The sequence below is a fragment of the Microbacterium sp. SGAir0570 genome, assembly GCF_005491085.2.
GTDB lineage: Bacteria > Actinomycetota > Actinomycetes > Actinomycetales > Microbacteriaceae > Microbacterium > Microbacterium arborescens.
The window spans coordinates 2,495,918-2,508,375 of sequence record NZ_CP027929.1 but is presented as its reverse complement, the minus strand read 5'-3'; the positions used below and the strand labels follow the sequence as shown (position 1 = coordinate 2,508,375).

General features: G+C 70.0%; 10 protein-coding genes. 8 read left to right on the top strand and 2 right to left on the bottom strand.

The features are described 5' to 3' along the window. Positions 1 to 119 precede the first annotated feature (119 nt). The 5 genes from mtrA to hpf all read left to right on the top strand — a co-directional run bounded on the left by mtrA (position 120) and on the right by hpf (position 5,660). Positions 120 to 800 carry an MtrAB system response regulator MtrA gene (gene mtrA, locus C1N74_RS11990; RefSeq protein ID WP_023955378.1) on the top strand — a complete coding sequence of 227 codons (681 nt, stop codon included), beginning with the start codon at positions 120 to 122 and terminating at the stop codon, positions 798 to 800. Positions 801 to 807: 7 nt separating this feature from the next. After that, positions 808 to 2,478 (top strand): MtrAB system histidine kinase MtrB, encoded by a 1,671-nt coding sequence (gene mtrB, locus C1N74_RS11985; protein ID WP_023955376.1) that lies wholly within the window; start codon positions 808 to 810, stop codon positions 2,476 to 2,478. Next, complete coding sequence (locus C1N74_RS11980; protein ID WP_137750600.1) at positions 2,475 to 4,151, top strand: LpqB family beta-propeller domain-containing protein; 1,677 nt, start codon at positions 2,475 to 2,477, stop codon at positions 4,149 to 4,151. Before mtrB ends, C1N74_RS11980 begins: the two co-directional genes overlap by 4 nt. 87 nt (positions 4,152 to 4,238) lie before the next feature. After that, complete coding sequence (locus C1N74_RS11975; protein WP_258317924.1) at positions 4,239 to 4,904, top strand: ComF family protein; 666 nt, start codon at positions 4,239 to 4,241, stop codon at positions 4,902 to 4,904. Between the two features lie 93 nt (positions 4,905 to 4,997). Further along, the gene (gene hpf / locus C1N74_RS11970; protein ID WP_137750599.1) at positions 4,998 to 5,660 is read left to right on the top strand and encodes a ribosome hibernation-promoting factor, HPF/YfiA family; all 663 of its coding nucleotides are present in this window, start codon (positions 4,998 to 5,000) and stop codon (positions 5,658 to 5,660) included. Positions 5,661 to 5,735: 75 nt separating this feature from the next. Here the strand turns inward: hpf and C1N74_RS11965 are convergent, their stop codons facing one another. Next, positions 5,736 to 7,061: a hypothetical protein gene (locus C1N74_RS11965; protein ID WP_023955368.1), complete on the bottom strand. Its 1,326-nt coding sequence runs from the start codon at positions 7,059 to 7,061 to the stop codon at positions 5,736 to 5,738. Between the two features lie 160 nt (positions 7,062 to 7,221). Here C1N74_RS11965 and secA point away from each other — a divergent pair, with 160 nt between their 5' ends. Continuing rightward, positions 7,222 to 10,011 (top strand): preprotein translocase subunit SecA, encoded by a 2,790-nt coding sequence (gene secA / locus C1N74_RS11960; protein WP_064955661.1) that lies wholly within the window; start codon positions 7,222 to 7,224, stop codon positions 10,009 to 10,011. A 60-nt stretch (positions 10,012 to 10,071) separates the two neighbouring features. Next, positions 10,072 to 11,295 carry a pyridoxal phosphate-dependent aminotransferase gene (locus C1N74_RS11955; protein WP_023955364.1) on the top strand — a complete coding sequence of 408 codons (1,224 nt, stop codon included), beginning with the start codon at positions 10,072 to 10,074 and terminating at the stop codon, positions 11,293 to 11,295. A gap of 7 nt (positions 11,296 to 11,302) precedes the next feature. Here the strand turns inward: C1N74_RS11955 and C1N74_RS11950 are convergent, their stop codons facing one another. Next, positions 11,303 to 11,734 carry an Rv3235 family protein gene (locus C1N74_RS11950; protein ID WP_370576231.1) on the bottom strand — a complete coding sequence of 144 codons (432 nt, stop codon included), beginning with the start codon at positions 11,732 to 11,734 and terminating at the stop codon, positions 11,303 to 11,305. A gap of 140 nt (positions 11,735 to 11,874) precedes the next feature. On the opposite strand from C1N74_RS11950, the gene C1N74_RS11945 reads away from it, so the two are divergent. After that, positions 11,875 to 12,456, top strand: coding sequence for a hypothetical protein (locus tag C1N74_RS11945; RefSeq protein WP_137750598.1), 582 nt, complete (start codon positions 11,875 to 11,877; stop codon positions 12,454 to 12,456). Positions 12,457 to 12,458: the final 2 nt, after the last annotated feature.

Below are 12,458 nucleotides of genomic sequence, written 5' to 3'. Positions count from 1 at the left end.
TCGGTCGAACCCATCGTGTCACACGAGCGCGCGGCGTCCGGAGTCGACGGTGCGTGGGTCGGGTACGGTGAGTACGCGCACGTCGCGCGCGAGCCCGAGCCGAAAGACGAACGCCGCCCATGACTTCTCGCATCCTGGTGGTCGATGACGACACCGCCCTGGCGGAGATGATCGGCATCGTGCTGCGCACCGAGGGGTTCGACACCGTGTTCTGCGCCGATGGCGCGGCGGCCGTCGAGACCTGGCGCAGCGAGAAGCCCGACCTGATCCTCCTCGACCTGATGCTGCCCGGCGTGGACGGCATCGAGATCTGCACGCAGGTGCGCGCCGAGTCCGGCGTGCCGATCATCATGCTGACCGCGCGCACCGACACCGCGGATGTCGTGCGCGGGCTGGAGTCGGGAGCCGACGACTACATCGTCAAGCCGTTCAACCCCAAGGAGCTCGTCGCTCGGATCCGCACCCGCCTGCGTCCCGCGGTCGCGTCGGCATCGGAGTCGCTGCGCATCGGCGATCTCGTCGTCGACGTCGAGGGCCACGAGGTGCGTCGCGGAGCCGACGTGATCGCGCTGACGCCGCTGGAGTTCGAGCTGCTCGTCGCGCTCGCATCGAAGCCGCAGCAGGTCTTCTCGCGCGAGATGCTCCTCGAGCAGGTCTGGGGCTACCACTACAAGGCCGACACGCGTCTGGTGAACGTGCACGTGCAGCGGCTGCGGGCGAAGGTCGAGATCGACCCCGACAATCCGCGCATCGTGACGACCGTCCGCGGCGTCGGCTATCGCGCCGGCGCCGTCATCTGACGCTCCGATGCCCATCCGCACCGTCACGACGGCGACGGTCGCGACGCGCGGGTGGCGATCGTGGGGGCGTCGGCTCGCCCGCACCTGGCGGCGATCGCTGCGGTTCCGCACCGTCGCGATCACGCTCGGCGCGACCGCGCTGACGATCACCGTGGCACTGGTGTGGATGTCGCTGGCGATTCAGAACGACCTCTTCGAGTCGCGCACCTCCCAGCTGCTCGCCGAGGCGCAGCGGGCGACGCAGTCGGCGCAGGCGACGCTGGATGCCGCCGAGGTCGGGGGCGACGTGGTCGCCGTCGACAACCTCATGGAGAGCGTGCGCACCTCTATTCAGCGCCAGTCCTCGACCGACCGCATCGCCGCGTTCCGGATTTCGTCGGAACCGTCGGCCATCGCGCCGCAGGACTTCGACTCGGCGGGTCTCCCCGCAGACCGGATCAGCGACGAGCTGCGCGCGCAGGTGCAGAGCGATGACGAGCTGCAGTGGTGGCAGCCCGTCGGCTTCGCCGCGTCAGCAGGAGGTCAGGTGCCCGGCATCGTCGTGGGGCAGCAGATCGTCCTCCCCGAGGTGGGGGCCTACGAGCTCTACCTCGGCTACGACCTGGCCAGTGAGGCGCAGACCCTCGCCTTCGTCCAGATCACGTTGTGGATCGTCGGCGTCGGGCTGGTCGTCCTCATCGGCGCGATCTCGTGGATCGTGCTGCGCTCGGTGACCGAGCCGATCGCGCAGGCGGCCGAAAGCAGCTCGCGGCTGGCGGCGGGCGACCTCGCGGTGCGGCTGCAGGTGCGCGGCGAGGACGAGTTCGCCACCCTCGGGCGGTCGTTCAACGCGATGGCCGACAGCATCGAGGCGCAGATCAAGGAGCTCGCCGAGCTGTCGCAGGTCCAGCAGCGATTCGTCTCCGACGTCTCGCACGAGCTGCGGACGCCGCTGACGACGATCCGGCTCGCCTCCGACATGCTCAACGACCGGCGTGAGGACTTCGATCCCGTGGCCGCACGCGCGGCGGAGCTGCTGCACGACCAGGTGCACCGGTTCGAGGTGCTCCTCACCGACCTGCTCGAGATCAGCCGCTACGATGCCGGCTCGGTGCAGCTCGAGAGCGAGCCGACGAGTATGACCCAGCTCGCCGAGGACGTCATCGCCTCGATGGCTCAGCTCGCCGAGCAGCACGGCAGCGATGTGCGACTCGTCGCTCCGGGTGGCTATTCCCCCGTGGAGATGGACCCGCGGCGCGTGCGCCGGATCGTCCGCAACCTGCTGGGCAACGCGATCGAGCACGGCGAGGGACGGCCCATCGTGGTCAGCGTCGACAGCGACGCGCGGGCGGTCGCGATCGGCGTGCGCGACTACGGTCTGGGGATGCGGCCGGCCGACGCCGAGCGCGTCTTCGATCGCTTCTGGCGCGCCGACCCCTCGCGCAAGCGCACCATCGGTGGCACGGGGCTCGGACTCTCGATCGCCCTCGGCGACGCGCGGTTGCACGGCGGCACCCTCGCGGTGTGGTCCGAGCTCGGGCGGGGAACCAACTTCGTGCTCACGATTCCCCGGCGCAGCGAGCCGCTCGACGGTCACTCGCCCCTTCCGGTGGACCCGGGGGAGGATGGCGTACCCTTCGACGATCTGGGGCTGACCCAGCCGATCTCCCTTCCCCGTCCCGCGAAAGGCTCGTCGTGAAGCGTCTGCGCTCGGTCGCCGCCGTCCTCGGGATGCTGTTCGCCCTGCTGCTGGCCGGCTGCACGGGGCTGCCGACCTCGGGCCCCGTCGTCGCGGGGGCGCCGATCGACCAGGAGGCCGGCGCGGTCGACTTCTCCTTCCTCCCCGACGATCCGCCGCCGGGGGCGACACCGCAGCAGATCGTGGCAGGATTCCTCGCGGCGGGGTCGGGACCCCGTGACGACTGGGGGACGGCTCGGCAGTTCCTCGCGCCGGACTTCCGCTCGTCGTGGCAGCCGACGGCCCGGGCCACCATCGACCTCCCGGGCGAACGCGTGTACACCGTCGCGGGCGACGGGACCGTCACCGTCGCCATCACCCCCGAAGCAGCCGTCGACGCCACAGGGGCGATGTCGGTGACCGACGGCGGCTCGATGCCGCTCGACTTCTCCCTCGTCGAGGTCGAGGGCGAGTGGCGGATCTCGAACGCGCCCGACGGCGTCGTGCTCGACCGCGCCCGGTTCCAGGCGGTCTTCCGCGAGTACTCGGTCATGTACTTCGACCGGTCCTGGACCTACCTCGTTCCCGACCGTCGCTGGTTCCCCGCGACCAACGCCGCCACCCACATCACCGAGGCCCTCATCGACGGCGACCCCAGCCCCTGGCTGTCGGGCGCGGTCTACTCGGCGTTTCCCGAGAGTCTCGAGCTCGCGACGCGCGCGGTTCCGCTCGAGGGGGGAGTGGCCCAGGTGCCGCTGTCGCAGTCGGCGCTGGCGATCGTGCCCGAGACCCGCAACCGGATGCAGGCGCAGCTGGACGCGAGCCTGCAGTCAGCCGGTATCCGCGGCGCCCAGATGTCGGTCGACGGCGAGCCGGTCGCCGCCCAGGCGGTCGACGTCCGACCGATCCGCGTCGATGTCCGGCCGGCGGTCTTGACCGAGGACGCCTTCGGATTCCTCTCCGGCTCCGAGATCGAGCCGCTGCCGGGACTGTCCGCCGTCCTCCCCGGTCTCGGGCCGGAGTCGATCCAGCTGGGGGCGGATCGCAGCACGGCCGCCATTCGGACGTCAGCCGGCGCTGTCGTGCGCGTGCGCGACGACGCGACTTCCGAGATCGTCGACGAGCGGACGGGCCTGATCGACCCGACCATAGATCCGCAGGGATTCATCTGGAGTGTGCCCTCCGGTGAGCCGTCGGGCCTGACGGCGACGGGCCCCGACGGCACGGTCGTCTCGATCGCCAATGCGTGGCCCGGGGCATCGCAGATCTCGAGCATCGAGGTGTCGCGCGACGGCACGCGCATCGCCGCCCTGGTGCGCGACGGCTCGCGTCCGGCGCTGTGGATCGCGGGCATCCTCCGCGACGACGACGGTGCTCCGGCGGGACTGGGGGATCGCGAGACCGTGGCGCTGCTTCCCGGCACGGGCATCGACGCGAGCTGGGTCGACGGATCGACCATCGCGGTCCTCGCGGAGGACGGCGATGCCGATGTCGTCATCTCGCAGTCGGTCGGCGGCTTCGGCGAAGAGATCGTCGCGCCGGCCGGTCCCGTCGCGATCGCCGCCACGAACCAGCTGCGTGCCGTCCGTCTCCTCGACGGCGAGGGCGTCCTCTACGCGCAGAAGGGGCAGGCCTGGCCGACGGTCGCGGGCGGCATCCGCGTGCTCGCCACCCAGCAGGGCGCGCCGCGCTGACCTCTCCCCGGCGATGGGCCCGACGCCGTCGTCCACAGTCGCGGGATGACGCTGCCGCTGACGGCGATGCGTCGACAGCATGGGGGCGTGCAGCCGGATCCCCTTCGTCGCGGGCCGTGGCGTGAGCACCTCGCCGACGCGCTCGATCTGCTCATGCCCGTCTGGTGCGCGGGATGCGACGCGCCGGGCCGACCGCTCTGCGAGATCTGCGCCGCGGAGATCGCTCGACCGCACCGGCACGATGCCGACGGGCTCGAGGTCCGCAGCGTCGCGCGCTACGAGGGCACGGCCGCCCGTGTCGTCCGTGCTCTCAAAGAAGACGGCCGCACCGGCCTGGCCCGCCCGCTCGGCGCCCTGATGGCGGACCTGGTCCGTCAAGCGGGGTGGGCGGATGCCGTGCTGGTCCCGGTTCCGCCGTCACGGGCGGCGCTGCGCCGTCGGGGGTACGCCGTGCCCGAGCTGCTCGCGCGGCGCTGCGAGGCCCGTGTCGGGCGGTGGCTCCGCTGGCGTGGCCGTGCTCTCGACCAGCGTCTGCTCGGCCGCGCGGAGCGAGAGCGCAACGTCGCGGGCGCGTTCCTCGCGCGTCCGGGAACGGGCGCCGTCGTCATCGTCGACGACGTGATGACCACGGGAGCGACGCTGCGTGCGGCGCGAAACGCGCTCAGCGCCGCCGGGCTGCGGGTCGTGGGCGCCGTCGTGCTGGCCGACACCCCGCTCCGGGTGAGCGCTGAAGGTATTCCCGGCGGTTCATGAGTGACAATGCTCGCTCGCCCCACTAGCGTGGGGGAGACCAAGGCGAACGAAGGTCCGCCCTTGAACCGGGCGGACCGGAGCAAGGAGGTCAGGATGGAAACCAGCATCGTCGGCGTGGGAGTCGGGATCACGGATCGCTTCCGCACGGTGGCTGAAGAGAAGTCCAGTCGCATCGAGACGCTCGCACCTCGTGCGCAGCGCCTCGACATCAAGGTCACGCATCACGCCTACCGCAACGGGCGCATGGATGACGAGACCGTCGAACTGACCCTCACTGGAAAGGGACCGATCGTCCGGGCCGAGGCCACGGACGGCGACAAGTTCGTCGCCCTCGATCTCGCGGTCGACAAGCTCGTCGAGCAGGTTCGCCGCGCCAAGGACAAGCGCGTCGATGCGCGGAACCACCCGCGAGGAGCCAAGCTCGACAAGGGAACCGGCGCTCTCGAGGGCATCGACGTCGAACCCGCATCGGTCGAGGTCCTGCGTGCCGTCGCGACGGGCGAAGTGCCCGTTGTCGGCGACTCCGCCGACGAGGACGACTACACGCCCGTCGTCATCCGAACCAAGGAGTTCGGCGCAGAGTGGATGACCGTCGAGGAAGCCGTCGACCGGATGGAGCTCGTCGGACACGACTTCTTCCTGTTCATCAACGCCCGCACCGACCACCCGAGTGTCGTGTACCGCCGCAAGGGGTGGGACTACGGTGTCATCTCGCTGACCGCGGCCGCTCCGCCGGAGACCGAGCTCGCGTCCTGATCTGATGACGACGACGGGGGCGGGTGCCATCACGGCATCCGCCCCCGTCGTGTGTTCCGGCCGAAGCCGGGGCTGTCAGTCGAACATGCCGTCGAGCATGCTGCCGATCACGAGACCACCCAGGATGCCGCCCACCATGTTGCCGCCGTTGCCGCGGCCGCCCCAGCCGCCGCCGTACCCGCCGGGGCCGCCCCAGCCGTCGTTCGGACGCGAGCCGTCGATGTCGCGCTGGGCGAGCTGCAAGGCCTCGCCCGCGAGGGCGGCGCACCGCCGCGCATCGGCGAGTGCCTTCTCTCGGTCGTCTTCGGGGATCGGGCCGACGGGAGCGAGCCCGAGGCGCAGACTCTCGGCCTCGGCGAGCCGCGTGCGCGCGTCGGCGCCGATCCACCCGCGGTGACCGGCGATGACGCTCCGCGCGACGGACAGCTGGCGATCGGCGTCGTCGATCGCGTGCCGGACGTGGCTCTCGGGCGGGATCGGGCGGGCAGCGCGCTCGCGGGCGGTGTCGACGGCGACGTCGAGTGCCGCGTTCTTCTCGCGGAGCATCGACAGCTCCGCGAACGGGTCGCCCGGAGTGCCGGCGGGGCTGACGCGCGTCAGCGCCTGCTGGAGTTCCGCCATGGCCGTGGTGACTGCCGGGGTCTGCGGAGCCGTGCGCGCCGCGACGAGGTCGTCGCGCGAGTCGGCGACGACGTCGGCGAGCGTGGACTGCGCCCGTAGAGCCTCGACCTCGAAGTCGTCGACCGCGTCGAGCAGGGTGCGCGCGCGGCGCACGGCTTCGGTGGCGGTCTCGAGCGCGATGTTCGCGGGACCGCGCTCGCCGGCAGCGCGCCGGCGCTCGGCGACATCCGCCCCGTGCTCAGCGAACTCGAGCAGTCCCGCGGCCTCATCCGCGTTCCCGCTGACCCGGTTGAGCGCGTCGGGGTGGTAGCGGCTCGAGACCCGGTCGATGACGGCGCGGGCGGGGGCGATGCGCTCGCGCAGGGCCGCGACGTCGGCCCGGATGCCGGCGAGGATCTCGGGTGCCCGCCGGGCGCGCTCGATCGCCTCGGACAGGGCCGAGACGCGGTCGTCGAGCAGGTCCTGGGCCCATTCGCACAGCTGGACGATGCGCGCGTTCCGCGTGCGCACCTCTTCGGGTGTGTCGGGGATCTCGTCGTGGTTGAGCTGCTTGAGGTGGAACGCCTCGCCGAGGTGGTGGCGCACTGCGGCGATCGCCTCGCGCAGCGGAGCAGTGGCCTCGTCGCCGAGCTCGGCCTCGGCGAACACCATCTCGTCGCTCGTGACACGCAGGCGCTCGTCCGCTCCGACGAGGGCGATGTCCGCCTCGCGTGCGAGGTTCGCGTCCGCGTCCGCGACATCCTGCTGTTCCCGCTTGCGTCTGCCCCAGAATCCAGCCATGCTCCGATCCTAGGTCTCGCGGTCGTCGCCGGACGGGAGGTCGTCGTCTCTCGCAGGCGACGCCAAGGTCACGGGCCGATAACATGGGCTCCATATGCCCGTGCGCACGCGCGGGCGCGGCCGACGTGGCGTCGGCGCACCCGACAGATGGAGATCCGCTGTGGCCAACCCTCTCGAGAAACTGCTCCGCGCCGGTGAGGGCCGCGTGCTGCGCCGTCTGCAGCAGATCGTCAAGGCCGTGGGCGCGCTCGAAGAGGACTACGCCCGGCTCACCGACGACGAGCTGCGGAACGAGACCGCCGAGCTGCGCACGCGCTACGAGGCCGGCGAGACGCTGGACCGCCTGATGCCGGAGGCGTTCGCCGCCGTTCGCGAAGCTGCGAAGCGCACGCTCGGTCAGCGTCCCTACGACGTGCAGGTCATGGGCGGCGCGGCCCTTCACCTCGGGAACATCGCCGAGATGAAGACCGGTGAAGGAAAGACGCTGACGGCGACTTTCGCGGCCTACCTCAACGCCATCGCGGGCAAGGGCGTCCACGTCATCACCGTCAACGACTTCCTCGCCTCGTACCAGTCCGAGCTCATGGGCCGCGTCTATCGCGCGCTCGGCATGACCACCGGAACGATCGTCTCGGGTCAGACCCCCGAGGTCCGCCGTGAGCAGTACGCCGCCGACATCACGTACGGCACGAACAACGAGTTCGGCTTCGACTACCTGCGCGACAACATGGCCTGGCGGCGCGAGGACCTCGTGCAGCGCGGCCACTTCTTCGCCGTCGTCGACGAGGTCGACTCGATCCTCATCGACGAGGCCCGCACCCCCCTCATCATCTCGGGGCCGTCGTCGGGCGAGGCGAACCGCTGGTTCGTCGAGTTCGCGCGCGTCGCCCTCACCCTCGAACCGGGTGTCGACTACGAGGTCGACGAGAAGAAGCGCACTGTCGGTGTGCTCGAGCCCGGCATCGAGAAGGTCGAGGACTACCTCGGCATCGACAACCTCTACGAGTCGGCGAACACCCCGCTCATCTCCTTCCTGAACAACTCGATCAAGGCGCGTGCCCTGTTCAAGCGCGACACCGACTACGTCGTCATGAACGACGAGGTCATGATCGTCGACGAGCACACGGGTCGTATCCTCGTCGGCCGTCGCTACAACGAAGGCATCCACCAGGCCATCGAGGCGAAGGAAGGCGTTCCGGTCAAGGCCGAAAACCAGACCCTCGCCACCGTCACGCTGCAGAACTACTTCCGCCTCTACGACAAGCTCTCGGGTATGACCGGTACCGCCGAGACCGAGGCGGCCGAGTTCATGTCGACCTACAAGCTCGGCGTCGTCCCGATTCCGACGAACAAGCCGATGATCCGCAAGGACCAGCCCGATCTCGTCTACAAGAACGAGACCGCGAAGTTCGCGCAGGTCGTCGAAGACATCGTCGAGCGCCACGCGACGGGCCAGCCGGTGCTCGTGGGCACGACGAGCGTCGAGAAGAGCGAGTACCTCTCGCGTCTGCTCGCGAAGAAGGGCGTCAAGCACGAGGTCCTCAACGCCAAGAATCACGCCCGGGAGGCCGAGGTCGTCGCGCGTGCCGGTCGCCTGGGCGCCGTGACGGTCGCGACCAACATGGCCGGTCGCGGTACCGACGTCATGCTCGGCGGCAACGCCGAGTTCCTCGCCGTCCAGGAGATGAAGTCGCGCGGGCTCGACCCCGTCGAGACGCCGGACGAGTACGAGGCCGCGTGGGACGAGGTCTTCGCATCGGTCCGCGAGACCGTGGCCGAAGAGGCCGAGAAGGTCGTCGCAGCCGGCGGACTCTACGTGCTCGGCACCGAGCGTCACGAGTCGCGCCGCATCGACAACCAGCTGCGCGGACGTTCGGGTCGTCAGGGCGACCCCGGTGAGAGCCGGTTCTACCTGTCGCTGACCGACGACCTCATGCGCCTGTTCCAGTCGGGCGCGGCCGAGGCGATCCTCGCGCGGACGAACTTCCCCGAGGACGTCGCGATCGAGTCGTCGATGGTCTCGCGGGCGATCAAGAGCGCGCAGGCGCAGGTCGAGGCGCGCAACGCCGAGATCCGCAAGAACGTCCTCAAGTACGACGACGTGCTCAACCGCCAGCGCGAGGCGATCTACGCCGACCGCCGCCAGGTGCTCCACGGCGACGACCTGTCGGAGCGCGTGCAGCACTTCATCGAGGATGCCATCAGCGCCGTCATCGACGACCACACGTCGTCGGGTCACACCGAGAGCTGGGACTTCGACGCCCTCTGGACCGAGCTGAAGACGCTCTACCCCGTGGGCGTCACGATCGACGAGGTCGTGGCCGAGGCCGGGAACAAGGGACGCATCACCGCCGACGTGCTCAAGCGCGAGCTGCTCTCCGACGCGAAGATCGCCTACCAGAAGCGCGAGGAGACGCTCGGTGAGCCGGCCATGCGCGAACTCGAGCGCCGCGTCGTGCTCCAGGTGCTCGACCGCCGCTGGCGCGACCACCTCTACGAGATGGACTACCTCAAGGACGGCATCGGCCTGCGTGCGATGGCACAGCGCGATCCGCTCATCGAGTACCAGCGCGAGGGGTACGAGATGTTCCAGTCGATGATGAGCCAGATCAAGGAGGAGTCGGTCGGTTTCCTCTACAACCTCGAGGTCGAGGTCCGCTCCGCCGAAAGCGGCGACGTCGACGCCAAGGGGCTCACCCCGACGCCCGTCGAGACGCAGAAGCTCGAGTACTCCGCCCCGAGCGACACCGGGTCGGGCGAGGTCGAGGTGCGCAACGATCGCGGTCAGGTTCAGAAGACCGCGACCGCGAAGGCGCGTCAGCAGGCGGCCGAGCAGGAGGCCCCCGCCGACGCACCGCGCGGTGCGTTCGGGCAGAAGATGGGCGCGAACGAGGATGCCGGCGACGCGGGCAACCGTGCGGCGCGGCGGGCCGCGGGCAAGAAGAAGTGATCCGGCGAGCGGGCCACGCATCGTCGATCGGCCCGCTCGACCGCCGGATATCCTGATCGGATGAACCGCCGAATCCTCGATCAGTCATCGAAGCTCAAGGACGTCCTCTACGAAATTCGTGGCAGCGCCCTGGCCGAGGCCGACCGACTCGAGGCCGACGGGCATCGCGTGCTGAAGCTCAACACCGGCAACCCCGCCATCTTCGGGTTCGAGGCGCCCTTCCAGATCGTCCGCGACATGATCGAGTCGGTGCCGAACGCGCACGGCTACAGCGACAGTCGCGGCATCCTCTCCGCACGGCGCGCCGTCGTGTCGCGCTACGAGGAGGTTCCGGGGTTCCCTCACGTCGACCCCGACGACGTCTACCTCGGCAACGGTGTATCCGAGCTGATCACGATGACGATGCAGGCTCTCCTCGACGAGGGCGACGAGGTGCTGATCCCCGCGCCCGACTATCCGCTGTGGACGGCGATGACGAGCCTCGGCGGCGGCAAGCCCGTGCACTACCTGTGCGATGCGACGCAGGGCTGGGAGCCCGACCTCGAGGACATCCGCTCGAAGGTGACTCCGCAGACGAAGGCCATCGTCGTCATCAACCCGAACAATCCCACGGGCGCGGTGTACAGCCGCGAGGTTCTCGAGGGCATCGTGCAGATCGCCCGCGAGAACTCGCTCCTCCTGCTCTCGGACGAGATCTACGACCGGATCCTCTACGACGAGGCGACCCACATCCCGTTGGCGACCCTCGCGCCCGACCTCCTCTGTCTGACGTTCAACGGCCTCTCCAAGACGTATCGCGTCGCGGGGTACCGCTCGGGCTGGCTCGTCATCACGGGGCCCAAGGCGCATGCGAAGGGCTTCCTCGAGGGCATCCAGCTGCTGGCCTCGACCCGCCTGTGCCCGAACGTGCCCGCGCAGTTCGCGGTGCAGGCCGCGCTGTCGGGCGTGCAGTCGATCGAAGCGCTGATCGCGCCGACGGGGCGGCTGCACGAGCAGCGGGATGCCGCATGGGAGGGGCTCGAGAGCATCCCGGGCGTGACGTGTCACAAGCCCGAGGGGGCGCTGTACGCGTTTCCACGCCTCGATCCCGAGGTCTATGACATCCACGACGACGGCAAGCTCGTCTACGACTTCCTCGTGGCCGAGCACGTGCTGCTGGTGCAGGGGACCGGGTTCAACTGGCCCGACCCCGACCACCTGCGGATCGTCACGCTGCCCGAGGCGCGCGTGCTGACCGAGGCGATCGAGCGCCTGGGCAACTTCCTGTCGTCGTACAAGCAGTAGGAGCCGGTCACAGCAGGGCGAGCGAGGTCGCCCGCCATCGGCCGTCGAGGCCCTCGAGCCGGAGCGCCACCGCGCGCGTGCGGTGCGGGGTGGTGACGATCACCGTTCCCTCGACGACGCCGTCGGCCGGTTCGCACATCCGGACCCTGACGATCGAGTAGACAGGTCGCGCCGGGGTGACCTGCCGGGCGCTGCGTGCGCGCGCCGCGAGGTTCGCGCGTGTCACCAGCACTCGGAAGGCATCCTCGCTCAGCCACCGGGCGAGCTGCTCGACTTCACGGACTCCGGCGAGAACCTCGAGGACACCGCGGGTCAGGTTGCGCACCAACGGCTCGGGATCCGGGAGATCGGCCGTCGAGGTCGGCTGCGCGGCGAAGTACTCCGCGATGTCGAGCGAGGACCCGATGCGGGGGTACCGGCGGGGTTCACCGGCGCTCATCGACGTCATCGCGCGAACCTCCTTCCATCGGCTCTGTCAACGCCGATGAGTACAGCACACTGCCGAATCCGGCCGGATGAGAATTCTCCAACCTGTGGACAGGCTGCTTCGGGCCGGTGCACTGCCGATAACCTCGCGGGGTGCGATGGCAGCGCCTCTTCGAAGATCTCGAACACCAGCTCGACTCCGAGTGGGAGGCCGAGCGTGCCGCGCTCGACAGCGAGGCCGAACGATTGCGCCTCTCGCGGCTCACACTCCGCGAGCGCCTCGTGGAGCTGGTCGGCCTCGAGATCGCGGTCGATGTCATCGCCGCGGATGCCGTTCGCGGTCGCCTGACCGGCGTCGGATCTGACTGGATCGCCGTCGAGAACACCGCCGGGTCCCGAGCCGCGGTGGTCCCCCTCGACGCCGTGGCCTCGATCGCCGCGGCAGAACCCGATCTGCTCCGCAGCGCTCGCCCCACCCGGAGCCACTCCGCGCTCGCCGAACGCATGACCCTCGGTTTCATGCTGCGCGATCTCGCGCGTCGTCGCGTCGGCGTCCGCGTCGTGGTGGCCGGGGGGACGAGCTGGACGGGAACCATCGACCGTGCGGGCGCGGACCACGTCGATTTCGCCCTCCACGACGCGGGGGAGCCCCGCCGCGCGAGCGCCGTGACCGGGCACCGGATCATCGGCTATCGGGCGCTGCGAACCGTGCACCTCGACGGATCCGCCGGGTGAGG

What these genes read in the sequence shown, in the direction of transcription:
- mtrB (WP_023955376.1), top strand. Translation starts at nt 808, where the DNA reads ATGCCCATCCGCACCGTCACGACGGCGACGGTCGCGACGCGCGGGTGG.
- mtrA (WP_023955378.1), top strand. Translation starts at nt 120, where the DNA reads ATGACTTCTCGCATCCTGGTGGTCGATGACGACACCGCCCTGGCGGAG.
- C1N74_RS11955 (WP_023955364.1), top strand. Translation starts at nt 10,072, where the DNA reads ATGAACCGCCGAATCCTCGATCAGTCATCGAAGCTCAAGGACGTCCTC.
- C1N74_RS11950 (WP_370576231.1), bottom strand. Translation starts at nt 11,734, where the DNA reads ATGAGCGCCGGTGAACCCCGCCGGTACCCCCGCATCGGGTCCTCGCTC.
- C1N74_RS11965 (WP_023955368.1), bottom strand. Translation starts at nt 7,061, where the DNA reads ATGGCTGGATTCTGGGGCAGACGCAAGCGGGAACAGCAGGATGTCGCG.
- hpf (WP_137750599.1), top strand. Translation starts at nt 4,998, where the DNA reads ATGGAAACCAGCATCGTCGGCGTGGGAGTCGGGATCACGGATCGCTTC.